Annotated in this window: 23 protein-coding genes and 1 pseudogene; 13 read left to right on the top strand and 11 right to left on the bottom strand. The window is 70.1% G+C overall.

Features of this window, described 5'->3' with window-relative positions:
- The first annotated feature begins 15 nt into the window (after window positions 1–15).
- The 8 genes from M2271_RS21545 (at window position 16) to M2271_RS21510 (ending at window position 6,296) form a co-directional block, all read left to right on the top strand.
- The gene (locus tag M2271_RS21545) at window positions 16–1,827 is read left to right on the top strand and encodes a phosphatidylglycerol lysyltransferase domain-containing protein (RefSeq protein WP_280888919.1); all 1,812 of its coding nucleotides are present in this window, start codon (window positions 16–18) and stop codon (window positions 1,825–1,827) included.
- Between the two features lie 230 nt (window positions 1,828–2,057).
- The gene (gene folP / locus M2271_RS21540) at window positions 2,058–2,966 is read left to right on the top strand and encodes a dihydropteroate synthase (RefSeq protein ID WP_280888918.1); all 909 of its coding nucleotides are present in this window, start codon (window positions 2,058–2,060) and stop codon (window positions 2,964–2,966) included.
- The gene (locus M2271_RS21535) at window positions 2,963–3,466 is read left to right on the top strand and encodes a nuclear transport factor 2 family protein (RefSeq protein ID WP_280888917.1); all 504 of its coding nucleotides are present in this window, start codon (window positions 2,963–2,965) and stop codon (window positions 3,464–3,466) included. The genes folP and M2271_RS21535 overlap by 4 nt, the downstream gene beginning before the upstream one ends.
- 295 nt (window positions 3,467–3,761) lie before the next feature.
- Window positions 3,762–4,121, top strand: a complete 360-nt coding sequence (gene folB / locus M2271_RS21530; RefSeq protein ID WP_280888916.1) for a dihydroneopterin aldolase — start codon at window positions 3,762–3,764, stop codon at window positions 4,119–4,121.
- Window positions 4,118–4,729, top strand: coding sequence for a 2-amino-4-hydroxy-6-hydroxymethyldihydropteridine diphosphokinase (gene folK / locus M2271_RS21525; RefSeq protein ID WP_280888915.1), 612 nt, complete (start codon window positions 4,118–4,120; stop codon window positions 4,727–4,729). The genes folB and folK overlap by 4 nt, the downstream gene beginning before the upstream one ends.
- 57 nt (window positions 4,730–4,786) lie before the next feature.
- Window positions 4,787–5,275 (top strand): DUF3180 domain-containing protein, encoded by a 489-nt coding sequence (locus M2271_RS21520; RefSeq protein ID WP_280888914.1) that lies wholly within the window; start codon window positions 4,787–4,789, stop codon window positions 5,273–5,275.
- 203 nt (window positions 5,276–5,478) lie between these two features.
- The gene (locus M2271_RS21515; RefSeq protein ID WP_280888913.1) at window positions 5,479–5,886 is read left to right on the top strand and encodes a helix-turn-helix domain-containing protein; all 408 of its coding nucleotides are present in this window, start codon (window positions 5,479–5,481) and stop codon (window positions 5,884–5,886) included.
- A gap of 50 nt (window positions 5,887–5,936) precedes the next feature.
- Entirely contained in the window at window positions 5,937–6,296 is a 360-nt protein-coding gene (locus M2271_RS21510; protein ID WP_280888912.1) for a transposase, read from the top strand.
- A gap of 12 nt (window positions 6,297–6,308) precedes the next feature.
- Here the strand turns inward: M2271_RS21510 and folE are convergent, their stop codons facing one another.
- From folE to dacB, 6 genes are all read right to left on the bottom strand, one after another.
- Complete coding sequence (folE, locus tag M2271_RS21505; RefSeq protein WP_280888911.1) at window positions 6,309–6,914, bottom strand: GTP cyclohydrolase I FolE; 606 nt, start codon at window positions 6,912–6,914, stop codon at window positions 6,309–6,311.
- Between the two features lie 155 nt (window positions 6,915–7,069).
- The gene (ftsH, locus tag M2271_RS21500) at window positions 7,070–9,109 is read right to left on the bottom strand and encodes an ATP-dependent zinc metalloprotease FtsH (protein ID WP_280888961.1); all 2,040 of its coding nucleotides are present in this window, start codon (window positions 9,107–9,109) and stop codon (window positions 7,070–7,072) included.
- Window positions 9,110–9,294: 185 nt separating this feature from the next.
- Entirely contained in the window at window positions 9,295–9,855 is a 561-nt protein-coding gene (hpt, locus tag M2271_RS21495; protein WP_280888910.1) for a hypoxanthine phosphoribosyltransferase, read from the bottom strand.
- 73 nt (window positions 9,856–9,928) lie between these two features.
- Entirely contained in the window at window positions 9,929–11,077 is a 1,149-nt protein-coding gene (tilS, locus tag M2271_RS21490; protein ID WP_280888909.1) for a tRNA lysidine(34) synthetase TilS, read from the bottom strand.
- Between the two features lie 193 nt (window positions 11,078–11,270).
- Window positions 11,271–12,392, bottom strand: a complete 1,122-nt coding sequence (locus tag M2271_RS21485; protein WP_280888908.1) for a zinc-dependent metalloprotease — start codon at window positions 12,390–12,392, stop codon at window positions 11,271–11,273.
- 223 nt (window positions 12,393–12,615) lie between these two features.
- Window positions 12,616–14,376: a D-alanyl-D-alanine carboxypeptidase/D-alanyl-D-alanine-endopeptidase gene (gene dacB, locus M2271_RS21480; RefSeq protein ID WP_280888907.1), complete on the bottom strand. Its 1,761-nt coding sequence runs from the start codon at window positions 14,374–14,376 to the stop codon at window positions 12,616–12,618.
- A gap of 79 nt (window positions 14,377–14,455) precedes the next feature.
- On the opposite strand from dacB, the gene M2271_RS21475 reads away from it, so the two are divergent.
- Together M2271_RS21475 and M2271_RS21470 are read left to right on the top strand one after the other, a co-directional pair.
- A complete protein-coding gene (locus M2271_RS21475) occupies window positions 14,456–14,947 on the top strand; it encodes an inorganic diphosphatase (protein ID WP_164412192.1) in 492 nt (163 codons plus the stop codon).
- Window positions 14,948–15,058: 111 nt separating this feature from the next.
- Window positions 15,059–16,723 (top strand): threonine/serine exporter family protein, encoded by a 1,665-nt coding sequence (locus M2271_RS21470; RefSeq protein WP_280888906.1) that lies wholly within the window; start codon window positions 15,059–15,061, stop codon window positions 16,721–16,723.
- 80 nt (window positions 16,724–16,803) lie between these two features.
- Here M2271_RS21470 and M2271_RS21465 read toward each other — a convergent pair whose 3' ends face one another.
- Window positions 16,804–17,796, bottom strand: coding sequence for a VTT domain-containing protein (locus tag M2271_RS21465; protein WP_280888905.1), 993 nt, complete (start codon window positions 17,794–17,796; stop codon window positions 16,804–16,806).
- A gap of 140 nt (window positions 17,797–17,936) precedes the next feature.
- Here M2271_RS21465 and M2271_RS21460 point away from each other — a divergent pair, with 140 nt between their 5' ends.
- Entirely contained in the window at window positions 17,937–18,302 is a 366-nt protein-coding gene (locus M2271_RS21460; RefSeq protein ID WP_280888904.1) for a YbjQ family protein, read from the top strand.
- A gap of 34 nt (window positions 18,303–18,336) precedes the next feature.
- Here M2271_RS21460 and M2271_RS21455 read toward each other — a convergent pair whose 3' ends face one another.
- On the bottom strand, window positions 18,337–19,107 hold the full coding sequence (locus M2271_RS21455) for a MerR family transcriptional regulator (RefSeq protein ID WP_280888960.1): 771 nt from the start codon (window positions 19,105–19,107) through the stop codon (window positions 18,337–18,339).
- Between the two features lie 214 nt (window positions 19,108–19,321).
- On the opposite strand from M2271_RS21455, the gene M2271_RS21450 reads away from it, so the two are divergent.
- Window positions 19,322–20,605, top strand: coding sequence for an ion channel protein (locus M2271_RS21450; RefSeq protein WP_280888903.1), 1,284 nt, complete (start codon window positions 19,322–19,324; stop codon window positions 20,603–20,605).
- Window positions 20,606–20,638: 33 nt separating this feature from the next.
- Window positions 20,639–22,051: a glutamate decarboxylase gene (locus M2271_RS21445; RefSeq protein WP_280888902.1), complete on the top strand. Its 1,413-nt coding sequence runs from the start codon at window positions 20,639–20,641 to the stop codon at window positions 22,049–22,051.
- A gap of 25 nt (window positions 22,052–22,076) precedes the next feature.
- On the opposite strand, the pseudogene M2271_RS21440 reads toward M2271_RS21445, so the two are convergent.
- The 3 genes and pseudogenes from M2271_RS21440 to M2271_RS21430 all read right to left on the bottom strand — a co-directional run.
- Window positions 22,077–22,331: pseudogene (locus tag M2271_RS21440) on the bottom strand (daunorubicin/doxorubicin resistance ABC transporter ATP-binding protein DrrA); the annotation flags it as partial.
- 159 nt (window positions 22,332–22,490) lie between these two features.
- A complete protein-coding gene (locus M2271_RS21435; protein ID WP_280888901.1) occupies window positions 22,491–23,132 on the bottom strand; it encodes a PadR family transcriptional regulator in 642 nt (213 codons plus the stop codon).
- Window positions 23,133–23,170: 38 nt separating this feature from the next.
- The gene (locus M2271_RS21430; protein ID WP_280888900.1) at window positions 23,171–23,719 is read right to left on the bottom strand and encodes a DinB family protein; all 549 of its coding nucleotides are present in this window, start codon (window positions 23,717–23,719) and stop codon (window positions 23,171–23,173) included.
- Between the last annotated feature and the right edge of the window lie 130 nt (window positions 23,720–23,849).

Below are 23,849 nucleotides of genomic sequence, written 5' to 3'. Positions count from 1 at the left end.
AGGACAGATGAGGAAATGTCGGCCGGGGTTCCGGTCCGATCACACCGGGTGCGGCGCGCACTGCGTGGCCCGCGCCCCGAAGCCGTACCCGCCCTCGTCGGCAGAGCCTGTGCCCTCGTGGGCCTGCTGGACATCGCCGCGGGTGTCTTCCCGCGCTTCAGGCACAGCCGTATGCACTCCCTCGCGGAGGTGCTGCCCGGCGCGCTCGGCCCGTTCACGGCCGCGCTCTCGCTCAGCGCCGGTGTGCTGTTGCTGCTGCTCGCCCACGGACTCAAGCGCCACAAGCGCCGGGCCTGGCGTGCGGCCGTGGTGCTGCTCCCGGCGGGCGCGATGGCGCAGTTCACGTACCGGCACTCCCTGGTGGGCATGCTCATCTCGGTCGCGCTGCTCGCGCCCCTGCTCCGCCACCGCGACCAGTTCACGGCCCTGCCCGACCCACGCAGCCGCTGGCGCGCGCTCGCCAACTTCGTCCTCATGGGCGCCGGTTCCCTGTTCCTCGGGCTGATCATCGTCAGCGTCCACCCGAGCCGCATGGTCGGCGATCCGAGCCTGGCCGATCGCCTCACGCACGTCCTCTACGGCCTGTTCGGCTTCGAGGGACCGGTCGACTACCAGGGCAGCACCTCGTGGACGGTCGCCTTCTCGCTGGGCGCCCTGGGCCTGCTCACCGCCGTCACCACGATCTACCTGGCCTTGCGACCCGAACACCCCGCCGCGCGCCTCACCGAGGAGGACGAGGCCCGCCTGCGCGCCCTGCTGGACAAGCACGGCCGCCGCGACTCCCTCGGCCACTTCGCGCTGCGCCGCGACAAGGCCGTCGTCTTCTCGCCCAGCGGCAAGGCGGCGGTGACCTACCGGGTCGTCTCCGGGGTGATGCTGGCCAGCGGTGACCCGATCGGGGACGTGGAGGCCTGGCCGGGCGCCATCGAGCGGTTCATGGACGAGGCCAGGGCCCACTCCTGGACCCCCGCCGTCATGGGGTGCTCCGAGACCGGCGGCGAGGTCTGGACCCGTGAGACCGGCCTGGACGCCCTCGAACTGGGCGACGAGGCGGTGGTGGACGTCGCGGATTTCTCGCTCGCCGGGCGCGCGATGCGCAACGTGCGCCAGATGGTCAAGCGCATCGAGCGGGCCGGTTACGAGACCCGGGTACGGCGCGTGCGTGACCTGGGGGAGGCCGAGCTGGGGCGGATCCGCCGCGCCGCCGACGACTGGCGCGGCACGGACACCGAGCGGGGGTTCTCCATGGCGCTGGGCCGCATCGGCGACGCCGCCGACGGCGACTGTCTCATCGCCACCGCCCACAAGGCGGACGACCAGCCGGGTCCGTACGGCGACCTCAAGGCGATCCTGCACTTCGTGCCCTGGGGTACGGACGGCGCCTCGCTCGACCTGATGCGGCGCGACCGCTCGGCCGACCCGGGCATGAACGAACTGCTGATCGTGGCGGCCCTCCTCGCGGCTCCGCGCCTGGGCATCACGCGTGTGTCGCTGAACTTCGCCATGTTCCGCGCGGCGCTGGCCCGTGGCGAGAAGATCGGCGCGGGCCCGGTGCTCCGTGCCTGGCGCGGGCTGTTGGTGTTCCTCTCGCGCTGGTTCCAGATCGAGTCCCTGTACAAGTTCAACGCGAAGTTCTGTCCCCGCTGGGAGCCGCGTTTCGTGGTCTACCGCGCCTCCGGCGACCTGCCCCGCATCGGCTTCGCCGCCATGCAGGCGGAGGGTTTCGTCAACCTCGCACTCCCCGTGCCGCGCTTCCTGCGCCGTCGTACGGCCCCGGCGCGCGCGTGTGTCCACGGAACAGCGGAACGCAACGTCCGCGCGGCGTGAACCGCGGTCACCCACCGGCCGGCGTGAGCCTCAGTCACCGACCGGCCGGCTTGAGCCGCGGTCACCCACCGGCCGGCGTGAACCCCGGTCACCCGAACGGGCCCGAGCGGAAGCCCGCCCCCTCCTCCCGCCCAGGGTGTGCGTTCGGGCCGCTTCGTGCCGGTGTACGAGCGGCCGCATCGGCCGGGCCCCCGGGCCGTGCGGCCCCGCCCTGGGCCTACGCTGACGGTATGAGCAAGCAGAGCGGACGCGGGCGCGTCGCGGGCCTTCCGGAGTGGGACCGCTGCGCGGTCATGGGAGTCGTGAACGTCACCCCCGATTCCTTCTCGGACGGCGGCCGCTTCTTCGACACCACGGCCGCCGTCAAACACGGCCTCGCCCTGGTGAGCGAGGGCGCCGACCTGGTCGACGTCGGCGGTGAGTCCACCCGCCCCGGCGCCACCCGCGTCGACGAGGCCGAAGAGCTCAAACGGGTCATCCCGGTCGTCCGCGGCCTGGCCTCCGAAGGCGTCACCGTCTCTGTCGACACCATGCGCGCCTCCGTCGCCGAACAGGCTCTCTCGGCCGGCGCCGCCCTCGTCAACGACGTCAGCGGCGGCCTCGCCGACCCCGCGATGATCCCGGTCGTCGCCGAGACGGACGCCCCCTTCGTCGTCATGCACTGGCGCGGCTTCCTGGAAGGCGGCAACGTCAGGGGCGTGTACGAGGATGTCGTGACCGAAGTCGTCGACGAGCTGCACGCGCGCGTGGAGGCCGTTCTGGCCGGCGGGATCGCCCCCGACCGGATCGTCGTCGACCCCGGCCTCGGTTTCTCCAAGGACGCCGAGCACGACCTCGTCCTCCTCGCCCACCTCGACCGCCTGCTCTGCCTGGGCCGTCCCCTGCTCGTCGCCGCCTCCCGCAAGCGGTTCCTGGGCCGTGTCCTGGCCGGCCCGGAGGGCTCACCACCGCCCGCGCGCGAGCGCGACGCCGCCACGGCCGCCGTCTCCGCACTCGCGGCGCACGCCGGCGCATGGGCCGTACGCGTGCACGAGGTGCACGCGACCGCGGACGCTGTGCGGGTCTCGCGCGCCGTGGAGGGAGCGCGCGGCGTGGAGGGAGCGCGCGGCGCGGTCGACGGGGCAGAAGGAGTCCGGTGAGCGCCCCCCACACCGATGTGGAAGAGGTCGAACTCGCCAACACCTCTTTCTACGAGGCCATGGAGCGCGGCGACTTCGAAACGGTGTCCTCGCTCTGGCTCACCCCGGCCGACCTGGGCGTCGACGAGACGTATCACGATCCGGCCGATGTCGGCGTGATCTCCTGCGTGCATCCCGGCTGGCCGGTGCTCACCGGCCGCGGCGAGGTCCTCAGGTCGTACGCCCTGATCATGGCGAACACGGACTACATCCAGTTCATCCTCACCGACACACACACCTCCGTCGGCGGCGACACCGCCGTGGTGACCTGCACCGAGAACATCCTCAGCGGCGGCCCCGCGCCCGAGGGCGGCGAGGAACTCGGCCCGCTCGTCGGCCAGCTGGTCGTCGCCACCAACGTGTTCCGCCGGACGCACGACGGCTGGAAACTCTGGTCCCATCACGCCTCCCCCGTTCTGGCCGAAACCGACGAGGACGAGAGCGACGACACCCCCGCCTGACGGGGTAGGTGACCCGGAGGACGGGCATCGGGTCGGCCCCCGGAAGCCACCCGGGACCGCCCACAGGGATCAAGAAGTGGTTGGAATCACCTACCCCCGGGTATGGGCGGCTACCAGCCTGTGAGCCGCCGGGTTCCCCAGGGGAAACGCACGATGAAACCTCCTGGCTCCGGCGCGGGCCGACGCCCTCGTGGCCCGGCTCTGTCAGTGCTCACGGGTAGATTCGTTCGAGGCCGGTGTGCCGCCCGCACACGGCACCGACCGGCCGTGACCGACGATTGCAGGAGTGATTCGCGTGGATCGTGTCGCGCTGCGCGGCCTGAAGGCCCGTGGGCACCACGGGGTGTTCCCCAAGGAACGCGAGGAGGGCCAGACCTTCATCGTGGACGTCGTCCTGAGCCTGGACACCCGACCGGCCGCCGCCGACGACGACCTCACGAAGACCGTGCACTACGGCATCGTGGCGGAGGAGGTCGTGGCCGTCGTCGAGGGCGAGCCCGTCAACCTCATCGAGACGCTCGCCGAACGCATCGCCCAGGCCTGTCTGAAGCACGAAGGGGTCGAGGAGGTCGAGGTCCGCGTCCACAAGCCGGACGCCCCGATCACCGTCCCCTTCGACGACGTGACCGTCACCATCACCCGGAGCCGAGTATGACCGCGTTCTTCACCACGGGGCACAGCGACCCGACCGTACAGCCGGTACCCGCCTCCGTCGTCGAGCAGGTCGACGCCGCCGACACCACCCTCCACAATCCGAAACGGGCCGTGCTCTCCCTGGGCTCCAACCTCGGCAACCGTCTGGAGACGCTGCAGGGCGCCATCGACGCCCTGGAGGACACCCCGGGCGTCCGCATCAAGGCCGTCTCCCCGGTGTACGAGACGGAGCCCTGGGGCGTCGAGCCCGGCAGTCAGCCCTCGTACTTCAACGCGGTCGTGGTCCTCAAGACGACCCTGCCCCCGTCCTCCCTCCTGGAGCGGGCGCACGCGGTCGAGGATGCCTTCCACCGCGTCCGCGACGAGCGCTGGGGCGCACGCACCCTCGACGTCGACATCGTGGCGTACGCCGATGTCGTCGCCGCCGACCCGCAACTGACCCTCCCCCACCCGCACGCTCACGAACGCGCCTTTGTCCTGGCCCCCTGGCACGACGTGGAGCCCGAGGCCCAGTTGCCCGGCCGCGGCCCGGTCGCCGATCTCCTCGGCTCGGTCGCCCGGGACGGCGTCGAAGCACGCGAGGACCTGGAACTTCGGCTGCCCGAATAGCCGTTAAGGTCAAGACGGCCACAGTCGGAAGGACCTCGGGGGAGCTGAAGGGACACCGTGAGAGAGCTACGTATCAGGGTGCTGGCCGGCGTGTTCGTCGTCGCCGGGATCCTGTCCTGGGCGGGCGCCCGCCTGTGGAACTCGGTCGGGACCCTGCCCAGCGTCCCCCTGGCCGCCCCCATCGTCCTGGCCGTGATCGCCGTCATTCTGCTCTCCACGGCGCTCTCGATCCGCGCCCGCCTCAAGGCCCAGCGCGAGCGCCGGCCCGAGGCCAAGGGCGTCGACCCCCTGATGGCGGCCCGCGCGGTCGTCTTCGGTCAGGCCAGCGCTCTGGTCGCCGCCCTGGTCTCCGGGATGTACGGCGGCACCGGCGTCTTCCTCCTGGAGTCCCTCGACATCCCCGCCCGCCGCGACCAGGCCATCTCCGCCGGCTTCTCGGTCCTGGCGGGCATCGCCGTCATAGCGGCCGCCATCTTCCTGGAGCGGGTCTGCAAGCTCCCGGAGGACGACGACGACAACAACACGGGGGCGACCTCGGCGGCGTGACGACCCGCCCGGCGATCAGGAAGCCATCACCAACCTCCGTGGACAGAACAGCTAGTAGGGCGTCGCTGCTTGGTTATGGCGTGTCTGGGGAGACTGGTGTCTGGTGGGTTCCTTCCCTTTCACCAGACGGGACCGTCGTTGTGGGTTCGCAGAAGAAGCGGCCGGTCAGGCTGACCGCGCAGGATCGTGAAGAGTTGGTCCGGGTGACCACGACGGGTGTTCGTCGGGCCTCGATGATCATGCGTGCGCGGGTACTGCTTGCACTGGACACCTCGGTGGGTCACGTGGATTCCAAGGCGGTGATCGCGGCCCGGCTCAACGTCTCCGGTGAGACGTTACGGCTGGTCGCCAAGCGTTTCGCCGAGACCGGTGGCGATATTCACGCCACGATCGCGCGGAAGATGCGCGACCTTCCGCCGGTGCCCTCGCCGGTGACGGACGAGGTCGAAGCCCGGCTGATCGCGCTGGCGTGCTCACAGCCGCCCCAGGGCCATACCCGGTGGTCGCTGCGGCTGCTGGAGAAGCACGTCGCGCTGGCCGAGGACATCCCCGACCTGGACCACTCCACCATCGGGCGGGTCTTAAAAAAACGGAACTGCGCCCTCACCTGAGAAAGTGCTGGACCATCCCGCCACGGGCGAACGCGGAGTTCGCGGCCCGGATGGAAGACGTGCTCGCCGTCCATGCCCGGCCCTACGACCCGGCACGTCCGGTGGTGTGCATGGACGAGAAGCCCTACCAACTCCTCGACCATGCCCGCGACCCGCTCCCAGCCCGCCCCGGTCACGACGCCCGCCAGGACAGCGAGTACATCCGCTGCGGCACGTACTCCATCTTCGTATGGGTCGAACCCCTGCGCGGCCGACGCCGCGTTCAGGCACTGTCCCAGCGGACCCGGACCGACTGGGCCGGCCAGGTCAAACAGCTGCTGAACATGGACTACCCCGACGCCGAGACCGTAGTGCTGGTGATGGACAACTGCCGGGAGTGCGTGCCAGGCGTCGCGACGGGGCGAACATAGCCTGTCGCGGCACTAGCGGGCCATGATGAGGCTCATCGCCTCAGCGCGGGTGGCTGCGTCCCGCAACTGCCCGCGCACGGCTGACGTCAGCGTCTTGGCACCGGGCTTGCGGATACCGCGCATCGACATGCACATGTGTTCGCACTCCACGACGACGATGACACCGCGCGGCTCCAGGATCTTCATCAGGGAGTCCGCGATCTGTGTGGTCAGTCGTTCCTGCACCTGGGGGCGGCGAGCGTAGACGTCCACGAGGCGGGCCAGCTTGGACAGGCCGGTGATCTTGCCGGTGGTGGCCGGGATGTAGCCGACATGAGCGACGCCCCTGAACGGCACGAGATGGTGCTCACACGTCGAGTACACCTCGATGTCCTTCACGAGCACCATCTCGTCGTGCCCCGCGTCGAACGTCGTGGTCAGCACATCCTCCGGCTTCTGCGTCAGCCCCGCGAATATCTCCTGATACGCCCGCGCCACCCGCGCCGGCGTCTCCTTCAGGCCCTCGCGGTCCGGGTCCTCGCCGACCGCGATCAGCAGTTCGCGTACGGCGTTCTCGGCCCGCTTCTCGTCGAACTCGCCGATCGAGCCCTCGCCGTCCAGCGTCACCGGGTCGGTCATGTGGTGCCTCGTTCCTGTGCCTGTCGCGTGTGTGGGCCACGCTCCTCGTCCTCGGGCATACACAAATGCCGCGCCCCCCAGGCTAGAACCTTGGGGGACGCGGCATCCATTCCGGGCCTGTGGTGAGGTCACCGGGATCCGAAGGACCGGGAGATTCAGCTCTCCGGGCGCTCCTCGGGGGCCGACTCGGTCGCCGGGGCGGGTTCCGCCGCGGTGGACTTCACGGTGGAGATCGCCGGGGTCGCGCCGTTGGCGCCGTTCGTCAGTGCGAGCTCCCTGGGGGAGAGCACCGGCGGACGGGTGGACGGCGTGCGGCGGGAGGAGCCGGTCCAGGCCGGCCGCGGGGGACGCCTGACGATGGGAGCGAAGACCTCGGCGATCTGCTCCTTGTTCAGCGTCTCCTTCTCCAGCAACTGCAGGACCAGAGCATCGAGGACGTCGCGGTTCTCGACCAGGATTTCCCAGGCCTCGTTGTGCGCCGTCTCGATGAGCTTCTTGACCTCTTCGTCGACCAGCGCGGCGACCTCTTCCGAGTAGTCACGCGGGTGCGACATCTCCCGACCGAGGAACGGCTCGGTGTTGTCGCCACCGAACTTGATGGCGCCGAGACGCTCGGTCATGCCGTACTGCGTGACCATCGCGCGGGCCGTTGCCGTGGCCTTCTCGATGTCGTTCGCAGCGCCGGTGGTCGGGTCGTGGAAGACCAGTTCCTCGGCCGCGCGGCCGCCCAGCATGTACGCCAGCTGGTCCAGCATCTCGTTGCGCGTGGTCGAGTACTTGTCCTCGTCCGGCAGAACCATCGTGTAGCCCAGAGCACGGCCTCTCGAGAGGATCGTGATCTTGTGGACCGGATCGGAGTTGGGTGAGGCCGCCGCGACCAGGGCGTGACCGCCCTCGTGGTACGCGGTGATCTTCTTTTCCTTGTCCGACATGATCCGGGTCCGCTTCTGCGGGCCCGCCACGACGCGGTCGATTGCCTCGTCCAGCATGTGGTTGTCGATGAGCTTCTTGTTCGACCGGGCTGTGAGCAGAGCGGCCTCGTTGAGGACGTTGCTCAGGTCCGCGCCCGTGAAGCCCGGCGTCCGGCGGGCGACGGCCGACAGGTCGACGTCCGGTGCGACCGGCTTGCCCTTCTGGTGGACCTTGAGGATCTCCAGACGACCCAGCATGTCCGGGCGGTCGACCGCGATCTGGCGGTCGAAGCGGCCGGGGCGCAGCAGCGCGGGGTCGAGGATGTCCGGACGGTTGGTGGCTGCGATGAGAATCACACCACCCTTGACGTCAAAACCGTCCATCTCGACCAGCAACTGGTTCAGTGTCTGCTCGCGCTCGTCGTGACCACCGCCGAGGCCGGCGCCGCGATGGCGGCCGACCGCGTCGATCTCATCGACGAAGACGATCGCCGGGGCGTTCGCCTTGGCCTGCTCGAACAGGTCACGGACTCGGGAGGCACCGACACCGACGAACATCTCGACGAAGTCGGAGCCGGAGATCGAGTAGAAGGGGACCCCGGCCTCGCCCGCGACAGCACGCGCGAGCAGGGTCTTGCCGGTGCCGGGCGGGCCGTACAGCAGTACGCCCTTGGGAATCTTGGCGCCGACGGCCTGGAACTTCGCCGGTTCCTGCAGGAACTCCTTGATCTCGTGGAGCTCCTCGACAGCCTCGTCCGCCCCGGCGACGTCCGAGAACGTCGTCTTCGGGGTGTCCTTGGTGATGAGCTTCGCCTTGGACTTCCCGAAGTTCATCACCCGGGAGCCGCCACCCTGCATCTGATTCATCAGGAACAGGAAGACGACCACGATGAGGACGAAGGGGAGCAGAGTGAGCAGGATCCCGACAAAGGCGTTCTGCTTGGTCGGCGAGACCGTGTAGCCCTTGGGGATCTGCTTGTCCTGGTATTTGGTCTGCAGCGTGCCGGCGATGGTCACGCCCTGGTCGCCGATGTAGCTCGCCTGGATCTTCGAGCTGCCCTCGACCTTCACGCCGTCTTTGAGCTCGACCTTGATGTTCTGCTCGTCGCCGGTGGTCAGTTTGGCCGACTCGGCCCTGTTGTCATTGATCGCCTGGATCACCTGGCCGGTGTCCACCGTCTTGTAGCCACCGGACGAGCCGACGACCTGCATCAACACGACCACGGCAAGGACGGCCAGCACGATCCACATGACCGGCCCACGGAAGTATCGCTTCACGTCCATCCATACGGAGCGGTGCCGCCCCGTCCCTCCTGCCATAGTGAGTTTGATAAGACAGTTCTTGTGACGGTACCCCAGCATTGTGGACCGAAGCCGCACGGGAGGGCTTCGCGAACCCGTCTGAATGCTCCAACGGCGCGAAACCCGCTGGGGTTCCCGATCGTCTTACAGGGCTTGGGCTATCTGGCTCAGCCGCCGTAGACGTGAGGCGCGAGCGTACCGACGAATGGGAGGTTTCGGTACTTCTCGGCGTAGTCGAGGCCGTATCCGACGACGAACTCGTTCGGGATGTCGAAGCCCACCCACTCCACGTCGATGGCGACCTTGGCGGCATCGGGCTTGCGCAGCAGGGTGCACACCTTGAGGGAGGCGGGCTCCCGCGAGCCGAGGTTGGAGAGCAGCCAGGACAGGGTCAGCCCGGAGTCGATGATGTCCTCGACGATCAGGACGTGCTTGCCCTTGATGTCGGTGTCGAGGTCCTTGAGGATCCGCACCACACCGGAGGACTGGGTGCCGGCGCCGTACGAGGACACCGCCATCCAGTCCATCGTGACGGGGGTGGACAGCGCCCGGGCGAGGTCCGCCATGACCATCACCGCGCCCTTGAGGACACCGACGATCAGCAGGTCCTTGTCCGCGTACTCCGCGTCGATCTTCGCGGCCAGCTCGACCAGTTTCGCGTCGATCTCTTCCTTGGTGATGAGCACCTCTTTGAGGTCGGTGCCCATGTCTTTCGCGTCCACCCGCATCACTTTCGGTTGTCCAACCGGCCGTTCGGACCGCCCACGAGCCGCGCCGGCGATCCGTCGGCGGCCTCCGGAATCAGCCTTGCCGAATCACCAGTCTGCCACCCTGCCGCTGGGCGACGACTCTGCCGGGGAGATTGATGGCTCCCTGACCGCGCCAGCCGGTGATCAGCCGGTCGATCTCCTCGATGTGCCGGGCGAAGAGGGAACCGGCCGGGGCGCCGGCCTCGATGGCGGCGCGGCGCAGGATGCGGCGGCGCACCGCGGGCGGCAGCGCGTACAGCCTGGCGCACACCAGGACGCCGGTGGTGTCCCGTACGGAGGCCTCGGCCTGGCCCGCCCAGGCGTCGAGGGCGTCGGCGTCGTCGCGGGAGAGCTGGGCCGTACGGGCGAGGGCCTCGACGACGCCCTTGCCGAGCGCCTTCTCCAGTGCGGGCAGGCCCTCGTGGCGCAGCCGGGAGCGGGTGTACGCCGGGTCGGTGTTGTGCGGGTCGTCCCAGACGGGCAGGGACTGAACCATGCAGGCCTTCCGGACGGTCTGCCGGTCGAGTTGGAGGAAGGGGCGACGGTAGCGGCGGGCGGCCCCCGGTCTCCCGGAGACGGCCGCCATTCCGGACAGGGAGCGGATGCCGGAGCCGCGGGCGAGGCCGAGCAGGACGGTTTCGGCCTGGTCGTCCCGGGTGTGGCCGAGCAGCACGGTGGTGGCGCCGTGGCGTTCGGCCGCGGCGTCGAGTGCGGCGTAGCGGGCGTCCCGGGCGGCGGCCTCGGGGCCGCCCTCGCGGCCGACGGTCACCGCGGTGGACTCGACGGGGTCCAGGCCGAGTTGCCGCAGACGCAGCACGACTTCCTCGGCGCGCAGGTCGGAACCGGGCTGCAGGCGGTGGTCGACGGTGACGCCACCGGCGCGGATGCCGAGCCTGGGGGCCTCGAACGCGAGGGCGGAGGCGAGCGCCATGGAGTCGGCGCCGCCGGAGCACGCCACGAACACGAGCGGCGCCGGCGGGCGCTCGTTCGGGATGTCGTGCGGGCGCTCGTACAAGGCGTCGCCCGGGATCTCGTACGCGGCGCCGCGCGGGGCGGCTTCGGGGGCGGTGGGCTGTCCGGGTGTACGGCTGTGTCCGGGCGTATTTCTGTGTTCGGTCGTACGGCTGTGTTCGGTGAGGATGTCGTGGAGGACGCGGCGGACCGCCAGGCGTATCGCCGCGACCGCAGGATGGGGACCCATGTCCGGTTCCCTTCATGAAGTTGTCGGGGGGTGAGCCCGACGTTCGGTCACTCAGAGTGTGTAGATGGTGACAGAACCGGGCCGTTCCCCGAGCATCGCACGCCTACCCCTCGCTCACGGTCCCTCGGACGGGTGATTGAAGGGGCGTTCGCCTGCCGTCGGCCAAATTTCGTTCACGACGTCGGCACCCGGTTCACGGCTCGGCCCTGCGGTGCACCCGCGCGACCCAGTCCGCCGGTTTGGCGATCTCCGCCTTCGTCGGAAGGGTGTTCGGGGACGTCCAGACACGGTTGAAGCCGTCCATGCCGACCTCGTCGACGACGGCCCGTACGAAGCGTTCGCCGTCACGGTACTGCCGGAGTTTGGCGTCCAGACCCAGCAGCTTGCGCAGCGCCATGTCCAGCCGGGATGCGCCCTTGGCCCGGCGCTGCTGGAACTTCTCGCGGATCTCCGCGACGGTCGGCACGACCTGCGGACCCACTCCGTCCATCACGAAGTCGGCGTGGCCCTCCAGGAGGGACATCACGGCGGTGAGGCGGCCGAGGATCTCCCGCTGGGCGGGCGTCTGGACGAGTTCCACGAGGGACCTGCCCTCGTCCTCCTCGCCCTCGGGCCGTCCGCCGGCCAGGGACTGGGCGGCCTCCCGGACGCGTTCCAGAACGGTCATGGGGTCGACCTCGGTCTCCCCCAGGAACGACTGGATCTCGCCCTCCAGGTGGTCCCGCAGCCAGGGCACGGCCGTGAACTGCGTGCGGTGCGTCTCCTCGTGCAGGCACACCCACAGCCGGAAGTCGTGGGGCTGCACGTCGAGTTCGCGCTCCACGTGCACGATGTTCGGGGCGACGAGGAGCAGCCGGCCGCCGCCGTTCCCGGCCGCCGGGAGATCACGGGTGGCCGGGGCGAAGGTCTCGTACTGGCCGAGGACGCGGGAGGACAGGAAGGACAGCAGCATCCCGAGTTCGACGCCGGTCACCTTGCCTCCGACGGCACCGAGGACCGCGCCGCCCGGGGTGTTGCCGCGCCGTTCCTGCATCTTCTCGAGGAGCGGTTTGAGGATCTCCCGGAACCCGGCGACGTTCGCCCGCACCCAGCCGGGGCGGTCGACGACGAGGACGGGCGTGTCGTGGGTCTCTTCCGTCCCCATACGAGTGAAGGCCCGGACGTGTTCCTCCGCCGTCTTGGCATGCCGGCGCAGTTCCGCGACGACGGCCCGGGCCTCGTCACGGCTCACGTCGGGGCCCGGCCGTACGAGCCGGGTCGCGGTCGCCACCGCGAGATTCCAGTCGACCATCTCGGCACCACCGATGCTCGTCATGCGTCAACCGTACGTGAGCGGCCCCACTTGGGGCAGGCCGTGGAGGTCGGCGGCTGCCGGGCCCCGTCGGGTCGGCACCCGGCGCGGCGGGCCGGATGAACCACGGGCGGATCAGCCGCGGGCGGCCTGTACGCCGAGCGCCTGTACGCCAGGCGCCGGTCCGCCAGTCCGCCAGTCCGCCAGGCACGGATCCCCCGGCCGCGGTCGGCCGCGGTCGGCCGCGTCAGCGGCAGCCGCACGCCGCCAACGCCGTCGCCGTCCGGTCCAGCGCCGCCTGGGCTGCCCCCGGATCCGTCGTGTTCGACGTCAGGAAGGCGAAGGCCAGGAGGCGGCCGTCCTGGTCGACGACCGTTCCGGCGAGGGTGTTCACGCCGCTGAGGGTGCCTGTTTTCGCTCGTACGAGACCCGCCGCGCCCTCGGTGTAGCGGCTGGTCAGGGTGCCGGTGAAGCCGGCCACGGGGAGACCGGTGAGGGCGGGGCGGAGGTCGGGGCGGGAGCGGTCGCCCGCTGTGACCAGCAACGCCGTGAGCAGGTTCGCGGTGAGGCGGTCGGCGCGGTCGAGGCCGCTGCCGTCGTGGAAGGCGGCGCCCTTGAGGGGGAGTGCGAGTTTCGTCAGCTGGGCGGCGATGGCCTTGCCCGCGCCGTCGAAGTCGGCGCGTTCGCCGCGTGCGACGGCCGTCTGGCGGGCGAGGGCCTCGGCGATGTCGTTGTCGCTGTTGGTGAGCATGCGTTCGACGAGGGCGGAGAGCGGGGGTGAGGAGACCGCGGCGAGGGACTCGGCGCGGTTCGTCGCCTTGGAGGGGCCGGGTGCGGTGGTCCGGATGCCGTCGGCTTTGAGGAATGCGGCGAACGTGCGGGTCGCGTCCGCCTCCGGGTCCGTCACACGGAGCACGGGGCCGTCGGCGGAGCCGTCCGTGCGGGCCTCGTCGGCCATCAGGGCGGTGACCGGGGCGAGGTTCTCGTTGACTCCGATGGGGTGAAGCCGGGGGCCGGCGTACAGGGTGGCGTCGTACGAGAGCGTGACCTCGTGGAGGTCGCGCTTCTTGAGGGCGGCGGCCGTCCGGTCCGCGAGGGTGCGCAGGCTCGCCCAGCCCTCGGCGTCCCGGTGGGCGGTGAGGGTGGGGTCGCCGCCGCCGACGAGGACGACTTCCCTGGTGTCGGGTTCGAGGGCGGCCCGGGTGGTGAGGCGGTGGTCGGCGCCCAGGGCGGAGAGCGCGGCCACGGCGGTGGCGATCTTCGTGGTGGAGGCGGGGGTCAGGGCCGTGTCGGCGCCGCTGCCGTAAAGACGCCTGCCGGAGGCGACGTCCACGACTACGGCGGTACGGCGGGTGCCGAGCGCCGCGTCCTTCAGGAGCGGTCGCAGAACGGCGGACAGACCCTGACCGGTCGGTGCCGAAGTGCTGGTGCGCGCGCCACCGCCGAGGGCGGCGAGGACGAAGGCCGCGCTGGGGGCGGGCCGGGGCTGCCCTCCCGCCGTACCGGAGGAGCCTTCGTGATCTGCGCCACCCGTGCGCTGCAGGGCAACCGCCCGGTCCCGCTCGACCTTACGCTGACCCGTGGAGTCCCAGGGGCCTGTCACGGTCACCACGGAGGCGGCCAGCGCCAGCCCGGCGGTGGTGGCTGTCGCGGTGTACTGCCAGGTCTTGACGGTCTTCGGCCTCGGGATCCGCGCGAACTGCCGCCCCGTAACCCGTGCCAGCCGCTCGACCTGCGGTTTCGCGGCCGTGACGGCGCTCGTGAGGCGAGGGCGTACGGCGTCCGCGGCGCGCGTGACACCGGTTCGTGCGGCGTTCGCGGCGCGCGTGACACCGGTTCGTAGGGCGTTCGCGACCCGCGTGACACCGGGTCGCACGGCGTCCGCGGCGCGCGTGACAGGGGTTCGTACGGCGTTCCGGGCGCGTGCCAGACGCGGTCGTACGGCGTTCGCGACCCGCGTGGCAAGCGGTCCCGCGGCTCGCCAAGGTCTCAGCTCTGGCACGACCACCAGCCCCTTTCGCGATCACACACCTGCGTGAGGGACACTTAACCACCAGAACTATGTGCTGATCATGGAGGAGCCACCGGTGGAGTTCGACGTCACGATCGAGATTCCGAAGGGTTCACGGAACAAGTACGAGGTGGACCACGAGACCGGTCGGATCCGCCTGGACCGTCGCCTCTTCACCTCGACCAGCTATCCGGCCGACTACGGCTTCGTCGAGAACACCCTCGGCGAGGACGGCGACCCGCTGGACGCGCTGGTCATCCTGGACGAGCCGACCTTCCCCGGCTGCCTCATCCAGTGCCGCACGATCGGCATGTTCCGGATGACGGACGAGGCCGGCGGCGACGACAAGCTGCTGTGCGTCCCCGCGCACGACCCGCGCGTGGAGCACCTGCGGGACATCCACCACGTCTCCGAGTTCGACCGCCTGGAGATCCAGCACTTCTTCGAGGTCTACAAGGACCTTGAGCCCGGCAAGTCCGTCGAGGGCGCCAACTGGGTGGGCCGCGCGGATGCCGAGGCCGAGATCGAGCGGTCGTACAAGCGCTTGAAGGAGCAGGGCGGCCACTGATCGCCGCTGTGCCCCGTAGGCCGCGTGACCCCTCCCGGGGTGGCGCGGCCCCTTCGCGTCTCGGTGCGCATACTGAGGATTGCTGAAGTGTCGTACAGGGAGCACAACCGAGTGACCTACACGGAGGACCGCAAACCGCAGTCGGACGAGGTGAGGGGCGTCTTCGACCCCGAGATCACGTCCGAGTTCGCCCTTCCCGACGGGCTCGCGGTGCCCAAGCCCGGCGGCGAGCCGGAGACTACGTCCGAGTTCGCTCTGCCGGACGGGCTCGACGTTCCGCAGGCACCGCCCGCCGAGCCGGAGGGGTCGGCGTTCAGCCCGCCGAGGACGTACAGCGCCGCGCACGCGTTGGCCGCCTTCACGCCGCCGACCGGCATACCCATGGTCACTCTGACCAAGGACGTGCCGTGGCAGGACCGGATGCGCACCATGCTGCGGATGCCGGTGGCCGAGCGGCCCGCGCCGGAGCTGCTGCACAAGGCGGAGGAGGACGAGGGCCCGGCCGTTCCCCGCGTGCTGGACCTGACGCTGCGTATCGGCGAACTGCTGCTGGCGGGCGGTGAGGGCGCGGAGGACGTCGAGGGGGCGATGTTCGCGGTCTGCCGGTCCTACGGGCTCGACCGCTGCGAACCGAACGTCACCTTCACCCTGTTGTCCATCTCGTACCAGCCGTCCCTGGTCGAGGATCCGGTGACGGCGTCGCGGACCGTGCGCCGCCGCGGCACCGACTACACACGGCTCGCCGCCGTGTTCCAATTGGTCGACGACTTCAGCGACCCCGAGACGCACATCTCGCTGGAGGAGGCATACCGGCGGCTCGCCGAGATCCGCCGCAACCGGCACCCGTATCCCGGCTGGGTACTGACGTGCGCGAGCGGGCTGCTCGCGGGGGCGGCCTCCGTGCTCGTCGGCGGTGACCTGATCGTCTTCGTCGCGGCCGCACTGGGGGCGATGCTCGGCGACCGTCTGGCGTGGCTGTGCGCGGGGCGCGGGCTGCCGGAGTTCTACCAGTTCACGGTCGCCGCGATGCCGCCGGCCGGGGTCGGCATCGCGCTGACGCTGGCACACGTCGACGTGAAGGCGTCCGCGGTGATCACCGGTGGGCTGTTCGCGCTGCTGCCCGGGCGGGCGCTGGTGGCGGGCGTGCAGGACGGTCTGACCGGCTTCTACATCACCGCGGCCGCCCGGCTGCTGGAAGTCATGTACTTCTACGTGGGCATCGTCATCGGGGTGCTGCTGATGCTCTACGTCGGCGTACAGCTCGGCGCCCATCTCAACCCCGACGTGGCCCTGAGCAACACCGAGCGGCCGCTGTGGCAGATCGGCGCGTCGATGCTGCTGTCGCTGAACTTCGCGGTGCTGCTCCAGCAGGAACGTTCCACCGTGCTCGCGGTGACCCTGAACGGCGGTGTCGCGTGGTCGGTGTACGGCGCGATGCGCTACGCCGGCGAGCTGTCACCGGTCGCTTCCACGGCCGTCGCGGCGGGACTGGTGGGGTTGTTCGGGCAGTTGCTGTCCCGGTACCGTTTCGCGTCCGCGCTGCCGTACACGACCGCGGCAATCGGGCCTCTGTTGCCGGGTTCCGCGACGTACTTCGGGCTGTTGGCCATCGCGCAGAACCACGTGGACGAGGGGTTGGTGTCGCTGTCCACGGCGGCGGCGCTGGCGATGGCGATCGCGATCGGGGTCAACCTGGGGTCGGAGATCTCGCGGATGTTCCTGCGGATCGGCTCCGCCGGGAAGCGGAGGGCCGCGAAGCGGACGCGGGGGTTCTAGGCGCGTTCTGGGCGCGTTCTGGGCGAGTTCCAGGCGCGGGTGGGTCAGCCCGGGCGATCGGTGGCCGCCGTCGTATCAGTTCAGTGGCCGCCGTCGTTGTAGGGGTACTGCTGGTTCTGCCGGTCGCTCTGCTGCTGGTTCTGCCAGTCGTTCGGCTGCTGGATCTGCCGGTCGTTCTGCTGGGAGCCGTACGGCTGCTGGGCGTAGGGCTGCTGCTGGGCGTAGGGCTGCTGCTGGGGCTGGCCGTAGTACTGGTTGTCGTACCCGTTGCCGTGGCCGTTGCCGTGGCCGTTGTCGTACCCGTTGCCGTTGTCGTACTGCTGCCCGCCCTGGTTGCCATAGGGCTGTTGGGGCTGCTGAGGCTGGCTCAGCGGGGGGACGCGGCGGAGTTGGGTCGTCGCGTCGTCCATGACCGGGGGGTGCTGCTGGGCGGGTGCCTGGGGCGGGGTCTTCCTGGACTTGGAGCGGGCCCGGAGGAACTCGATGAGGATCGGGATCACCGAGATGAAGACGATCAGGATGAGGATCGCTTCGACGTTCTTGTGGACGAAGTCGATGTTGCCGAGCCAGGAGCCGAGCAGGGTCACTCCGGCGCCCCACAGGACGCCGCCGATGACGTTGAAGACCAGGAACGAGCGGTACCGCATCCCACTGACGCCGGCGATGATCGGCGTGAACGTGCGCACGATGGGCACGAAGCGGGCCAGGACCAGGGACTTCGGGCCGTACTTCTCGAAGAACTCGTGCGCCTTGGCGACGTTCTCCTGCTTGAAGAGGCGGGAGTCCGGGCGGTTGAAGAGCGACGGACCGACCTTCTTGCCGAACATGTAGCCCGCCTGGTCGCCCAGGATCGCGGCGGCGCAGATGAGGGCGATCGCCCCCCACAGCGGGAAGTTCAGCTGCCCCGAGGTGATCAGCAGGCCGGCGGTGAACAGCAGCGAGTCGCCCGGCAGGAAGAAGCCGATGAGCAGGCCCGACTCCGCGAACACGATGAGCAGCAGGCCCCAGATGCTGTAGGTGTCGAGCAGATAGTTGGGGTCCAGCCAGCTCGGTCCGAGGGCAATCGTCGTCACGGTTCCGGGCTCCTGAGGGGTGGAGGGTGGTACGGCGTCCTTGTGCGGACGCACAAAGCTATCAACGCCACGTGTCCGCCTCAGGTTCCACCGGTGCCTTCAGGATGCACTGTGGGCCGACCGGGACAAAGCTGTGAGTCATGGGCATCGATGATTATGGCGGCGGCCAGGGTCCTGGAGCGGACGTGCTGGTCGTGACGACGAACGACGTACCCGGCTACCGGGTCCAGGAGGTACTGGGCGAGGTCTTCGGGCTGACCGTGCGGTCCCGGCACCTCGGGAGCCAGATCGGCGCGGGTCTGAAGTCGATGGTCGGGGGTGAGTTGAAAGGGCTCACCAAGACGCTTGTGGAGACCCGGAACCAGGCCATGGAACGGCTGGTGGAGCAGGCACGCGCGCGTGGGGCGAACGGTGTGCTGATGTTCCGCTTCGACGTGACGGAGGCGGCGGACGTCGGCACCGAGGTGTGCGCTTACGGGACGGCGGTGGTCCTGGCCCGGGAGTGAGCCCCCGGGCCAGGACGTCAGCCGGGCCAGGGCGTCAGGAGGTGTGGCGGGCCGCGTTGGCCTTGATCGCGTCCCTGAGGTGCTCGGCGAGACCGGGGCGCATGGAGTCGTAGAACGCCTTGAAGCGCTCGTCGGAGACGTACATGTCGCCGAGGGTCTGGTGCATCTCGTACGGGCACTCGTAGTACCACGTGCCGATGTGCCGCCGGTGTTCCTCGGCCAGGTCCAGGGCCCGCTCTCCGGTCGGCGGCTCACCCTCGGCCATCAGAGCCGTGTAGCGCTCACTCCAGTCGTCCACCTCGGCCTGCAGGCGTTTCCAGTCCTCCTTCGTGTACCGGGCCGCGCGGCGCTGGGACTCGGCGTACGTCTCCGTGCCGCCCCAGCGCTGTTCGGCCTCCTGCGCGTACTGTTCCGGGTCCTTGTCCCCGAAGACCTCGAACTTCTCCTCGGGTGTGAGGTTGATGCCCATCGTGCGTGCCTCCATGGCGTGCTCCACGGCCGCCGCCATCTTCTGCAGCTTCTCGATCCGGGCGGTCAGCAGTTCGTGCTGGCGGCGCAGGTGCGCGCGCGGGTCCGAAGTGCCGGTGGCCAGGCCCTCGAGAAGGGCGGCGACCTCATCGAGCGGGAAGCCGAGTTCCCGGTAGAACAGGATCTGCTGCAGCCGGTCGAGGTCGGCGTCGCTGTAGCGCCGGTGGCCCGCGTGGCTGCGCTCGCTCGGGACGAGCAGGCCGATGTCGTCGTAGTGGTGCAGCGTGCGCACCGTGACTCCGGCGAAACCGGCGACCTGTCCCACGGAGTAGCTCACCTCGTCCGCTCCCTTCTTGGTCCGCACACCACGTTCGGACCTCACGCGACGTGAGGTGCAAGCCCGTTTCCCACTCCGGATCTCGCGCCGGTCCTCACCGTTTCCCACTCCGGGTGTCGCGCCGGTTCCATCCGTTCCCGCTCACGCTGTCGCGCCGGTCCTCACCGTTCCCACTCCGGATGTCGTGCCGGTTTTGTCCGTTTATCGTGAGCCCGTGGCCCAGGACGCCGTGCAGCAGGCACCCGCCGCCCCGGCGACCCCGGCGCGCGCGCTGCTGCCGTTGATCCTCCCCGCTCTTGTGGTGGGCGTGGGCGCCGGTCTGCTGCTCGTCGGGGTGAGCGCGGCGGCCGGGAAGCTCCAGGACGTGCTCTGGCAGACCCTGCCGGACGCCCTGGGGGTCGGCGGGTACTCCGTGCTGTGGATGCTCGTCATGCTCATCTCGACGGGCGTGGCGGTCGGGCTGGTGCTGTGGAAGGTGCCCGGGCACGCCGGTCCCGATCCGGCCACCACCGGGCTGAACGCCCGGGTGCTGCCGCCCGCCGTGCTGCCCGGGCTGGTGCTGGCGACCGGGCTGATGCTCGCGGGCGGGCCGAGTCTCGGTCCGGAGAACCCGATCATCGCGGTGAACGTGGGTCTCGCGTTCTGGCTGGGGCGCCGCTTCGCCCCCCGGGCGCCGGGCGAGCTGTGGGTGGCGCTGGCGGAGGCGGCGACGATCGGCGCACTGTTCGGCACTCCGGTGGCGGCGGCGCTGGTCATCTCGGAGGCGCTGGCCGGTAAGCAGTTGACGGGCCCGCTGTGGGACAGCGTCTTCGCGCCCCTGGTCGCCGGGGCCGCCGGGGCTCTGACGGCCACTCTGGTGGCCCATCCGAGTTTCGACCTTCATCTTCCCGCCCTCGGCCGGCCCGGTTGGGGCGACCTGTTGGCGGCCTTGGTGGTCGCGTCCCTCGCGGCGCTGCTCGGCATGGCCGCCGTGTACGCCTTTCCGTACGTCCACGGCGCCTTCGCCGGGCTCGGGCATCCGATGCTGGCCCTTCCGGCCGGCGGGCTCGTGCTGGGCCTGCTGGCGGCCCTGGGCGGCCATCTGACGCTCTTCAAGGGGCTGGACGAGATCGCTGTGCTGGCCCGCGACCCCGACGGTTGGTCGGCCGGACAGTTCGCGACGATGACGGTGGTGAAGCTGGCCGCTCTGCTCGTCGCCGCGTCCTGCGGCTTCCGGGGCGGGCGGATCTTCCCGGCCGTGTTCGTCGGCACCGCCTTCGGTCTCGGCGCCCACGCCCTCGTGCCCGCCGTCCATCCGGCGCTCGGTGTCGCCGCGGGCGTGCTGGGCGTGCTGCTCGCCGTCACCCGGCAGGGCTGGGTGAGCCTGTTCACGGCCGCCGTGCTGGTGGCCTCCCCCGCGATCCTCGCCCTGCTGTGCATCGCCTCCCTGCCGGCCTGGCTGCTGGTGACAGGGCGCCCCCAGATGCAGCTGCGCGAGGACGGAACCCCGGTCCGCTGATCACCGTTCTTCACACGACGCGAGGAGACATCCATGCCGCTCCACAAAGGTCCCGAGAAGTCCGACGAACGCCCTCGGTCCGTCAACCCGTTCTTCGGAGAGGCGAACCCGGTCGGCGGCATGACCGAGGCCCCGCCCAGACACCGGCTCCCGGACGCTCCCCTGCCGCCGACGACCGCCTACCAGCTCGTGCACGACGAGCTGATGCTGGACGGCAACGCGCGGCTGAACCTCGCCACCTTCGTCACCACCTGGATGGAGCCTCAGGCCGGCGTCCTGATGGGTGAGTGCCGGGACAAGAACATGATCGACAAGGACGAGTACCCGCGCACCGCCGAGCTGGAGCGGCGCTGCGTGGCCATGCTCGCCGATCTGTGGAACGCGCCCGACCCCTCGGCGGCCGTGGGCTGTTCGACGACCGGTTCCAGCGAGGCGTGCATGCTCGCCGGCCTGGCGCTCAAGCGACGCTGGGCGCGGCGCAACGCCGACCGCTATCCGGGGCGGGACGTGCGTCCGAACCTCGTCATGGGCGTCAACGTCCAGGTCTGCTGGGAGAAGTTCTGCAACTTCTGGGAGGTGGAGGCCCGTCTGGTCCCGATGGACGGCGACCGGTTCCACCTCGATCCGCAGGCCGCCGCCGAACTGTGCGACGAGAACACCATCGGGGTCGTCGGCATCCTCGGCTCCACCTTCGACGGCTCCTACGAGCCGATCGCGGACCTGTGCGCCGCTCTCGACGCCCTGAGCAAGCGGACCGGTCTGGACATCCCCGTGCATGTCGACGGGGCGTCCGGCGCGATGGTCGCCCCCTTCCTCGACGAGGACCTGGTGTGGGACTTCCGGCTGCCGAGGGTCGCCTCCATCAACACCTCCGGGCACAAGTACGGGCTGGTGTACCCGGGCGTCGGCTGGGCGCTGTGGCGTGACAAGGAGGCCCTGCCCGAGGAACTCGTCTTCCGCGTCAACTATCTGGGCGGCGACATGCCGACCTTCGCCCTCAACTTCTCCCGGCCCGGCGCCCAGGTGGTCGCGCAGTACTACACGTTCCTCCGGCTGGGCCGCGAGGGCTTCCGGGCCGTGCAGCAGTCCACGCGGGACGTGGCGATGAGTCTCGCCGACCGCGTGGAGGCGCTCGGTGACTTCAGGTTGCTGACCCGGGGCGACGAGCTTCCGGTGTTCGCCTTCACGACCGTCCCCGGCGTGCAGGCGTACGACGTCTTCGACGTCTCCCGGCGGCTGCGGGAGCGGGGCTGGCTGGTGCCCGCGTACACCTTCCCGCCGCACCGGGAGGACCTGTCCGTCCTGCGCGTGGTCTGCCGCAACGGCTTCTCGACCGACCTCGCCGACCTGTTCGTGGAGGACCTGACCCGACTGCTGCCGGAGCTGAGGCGCCAGTCAGGCCCGTCGACCCGGGACAAGGGGGCCGCGACCGGATTCCATCACTAGGGCCGCGACAGACCTCGTCCCCGGAGACCGGCAACAGCGCGAGAGCCGCGCCCAGTTGACCGGCGTCCCGCAGCACCACATCGATCCGGACGCCGCCGGTCATCGCCTTGAGCTCGTCCGCCGTGCCGTCGGCGACGACCCGGCCGGCGTCGACGACCGAGATCCGGTCGGCGAGCTGGTCGGCCTCCTCCAGGTACTGGGTGGTCAGCAGGACCGTCGTACCACCGCCGACGAGTGAGCGGATCGCCGCCCACACCTCGGCGCGGCCGCGCGGGTCGAGGCGAGCCCGTCCAGGGCTGCCTTGTCGCCGTACCGCTTGCGCAGGTTCTCGGCGACGATCGCGTCGGTCATGGGATCCCTTCGAGCCACACAAGCCTTGTAGTAAAACTTGACCACTGACTGCCGACGGAGAGTGTACCCCGCTATTAATCAAACTTGACTAGTGAGCGTCTTCCGGATGCCGCTCCCCCGTCGCGTACGGGTTCTCGTCACCGTCCGCCAACACGCCGACGAACGGCTCGCCCTCCCCCGCGAAGGTGTACGCCCCGCCGCGAATGCGCTCGACAAGGCCCCGGGTCCACTCGGCGCCGGTGTCGGCCGAGTGGACCCAGAAATTCATGATCTCGCTGATGTGACCGAGCTGACCGGGGCCCTCCTCGGGCGTGTAGTACTCGGTGACCGACGTGCGCCACGCCTCGATGCTGCGCACCCGCTCCTCCAGGAGGCTGAGAACCTCCTCGCGGCCCAGGTCCACCATGAAGCCGAGCGCGGCGGCGAGCATGTCAGGCCGCTGGTCGTAGGCGGTGAGGTACTGGCGCCCCAGCGAGAGGTACTCCTCCGTGCCGGCCTCGGTGATCTCGTACTCCGTCCGCGGCGGTCCCCCTGCCGTGGACGGCGCGATCTCGTGCGCGACCAGCAGCCCCTGCTTCGCCATCTGTTTCAGGGCGTGGTAGATCGAGCCGGGCTTGGCGTTGGACCACTCGTGCGCGCCCCAGTACTCCAGGTCGTTGCGCACCTGGTAGCCGTGGGCCCGCCCGTGCTGACGGACCGCGCCGAGCACGAGGAGACGGATCGCTGACATGCGGTCCAGATTAGGCCGCCGCAGCGGAGCACCGCGGGTCAGCCCCGGGAGGTGCCCTGCTCCTTGGCCACCAGTTCGAAGGCGGTGGCGCCGTCCAGGGACTCGCGGATGATGTCGGCGTGGCCCGCATGCCGGGCCGTCTCGCGGATCAGGTGCAGGACCAGCCAGCGCATGGAAACGGTCGCGTCCGGCGGGAACCAGGGGTCGTTCGGGAGCCGGAAGGTGTCGTCGAGGCTCGGGACCGCGCGGACGAACGCCTCCGTGTCTGCGGCGACCTTCTCCCAGTACGCGAGCTGCGACTCGACACTCTCGCCGTCGGCCAGCTGGAAGCACTCGTGCCAGTTCGACTGGTCCCGCTTGATCGCCGGCGGCTCGCCCTGGGCCCGTGCGATCCATCCCTGTTCGACCTCGGCGACATGCTTGAGCAGACCGGCCAGGGACAGCTCGCTCGCGCTGGGCCTGCTGGAAGCCTGCTCGTCCGTCAGTCCGAGCAGGGCGCGGCGGATGCCGCCGCGCTGCTCCTCCAGGAACGCGAGCAGGGCCCCGCGCTCGTCGCCGTGCGCCTCGGAGGGAACGTGAGTGACCATGACGGCCGCCCTTCATCGGGTCGTGTGCCGGTGCTGCCTGACACCGATGACCCTAGGTGGGATTTAGGTCAGATTCTGTCCGCAAGGGCGGTCCGCAAGGGCCCGACGAGCCGGAGATCCGGTCCGCACT

Origin of the sequence: Streptomyces sp. LBL, assembly GCF_029893585.1 — a bacterium.
In the GTDB taxonomy this organism is placed as follows: Bacteria; Actinomycetota; Actinomycetes; order Streptomycetales; family Streptomycetaceae; genus Streptomyces.
Note: the sequence above shows the minus strand (reverse complement) of the source record. Positions and strands in the feature narration are given on the sequence as shown.

Bases quoted from the DNA above. Each gene is read 5' to 3' on its own strand.
- M2271_RS21510 (WP_280888912.1), top strand. From the start codon at position 5,937: ATGGAAGACGTGCTCGCCGTCCATGCCCGGCCCTACGACCCGGCACGT.
- M2271_RS21445 (WP_280888902.1), top strand. From the start codon at position 20,639: ATGCCGCTCCACAAAGGTCCCGAGAAGTCCGACGAACGCCCTCGGTCC.
- hpt (WP_280888910.1), bottom strand. From the start codon at position 9,855: ATGCGGGTGGACGCGAAAGACATGGGCACCGACCTCAAAGAGGTGCTC.
- folK (WP_280888915.1), top strand. From the start codon at position 4,118: ATGACCGCGTTCTTCACCACGGGGCACAGCGACCCGACCGTACAGCCG.
- M2271_RS21460 (WP_280888904.1), top strand. From the start codon at position 17,937: ATGGGCATCGATGATTATGGCGGCGGCCAGGGTCCTGGAGCGGACGTG.
- ftsH (WP_280888961.1), bottom strand. From the start codon at position 9,109: ATGGACGTGAAGCGATACTTCCGTGGGCCGGTCATGTGGATCGTGCTG.
- M2271_RS21430 (WP_280888900.1), bottom strand. From the start codon at position 23,719: ATGGTCACTCACGTTCCCTCCGAGGCGCACGGCGACGAGCGCGGGGCC.
- folE (WP_280888911.1), bottom strand. From the start codon at position 6,914: ATGACCGACCCGGTGACGCTGGACGGCGAGGGCTCGATCGGCGAGTTC.
- M2271_RS21485 (WP_280888908.1), bottom strand. From the start codon at position 12,392: ATGACGAGCATCGGTGGTGCCGAGATGGTCGACTGGAATCTCGCGGTG.
- M2271_RS21545 (WP_280888919.1), top strand. From the start codon at position 16: ATGTCGGCCGGGGTTCCGGTCCGATCACACCGGGTGCGGCGCGCACTG.
- folP (WP_280888918.1), top strand. From the start codon at position 2,058: ATGAGCAAGCAGAGCGGACGCGGGCGCGTCGCGGGCCTTCCGGAGTGG.
- tilS (WP_280888909.1), bottom strand. From the start codon at position 11,077: ATGGGTCCCCATCCTGCGGTCGCGGCGATACGCCTGGCGGTCCGCCGC.
- M2271_RS21435 (WP_280888901.1), bottom strand. From the start codon at position 23,132: ATGTCAGCGATCCGTCTCCTCGTGCTCGGCGCGGTCCGTCAGCACGGG.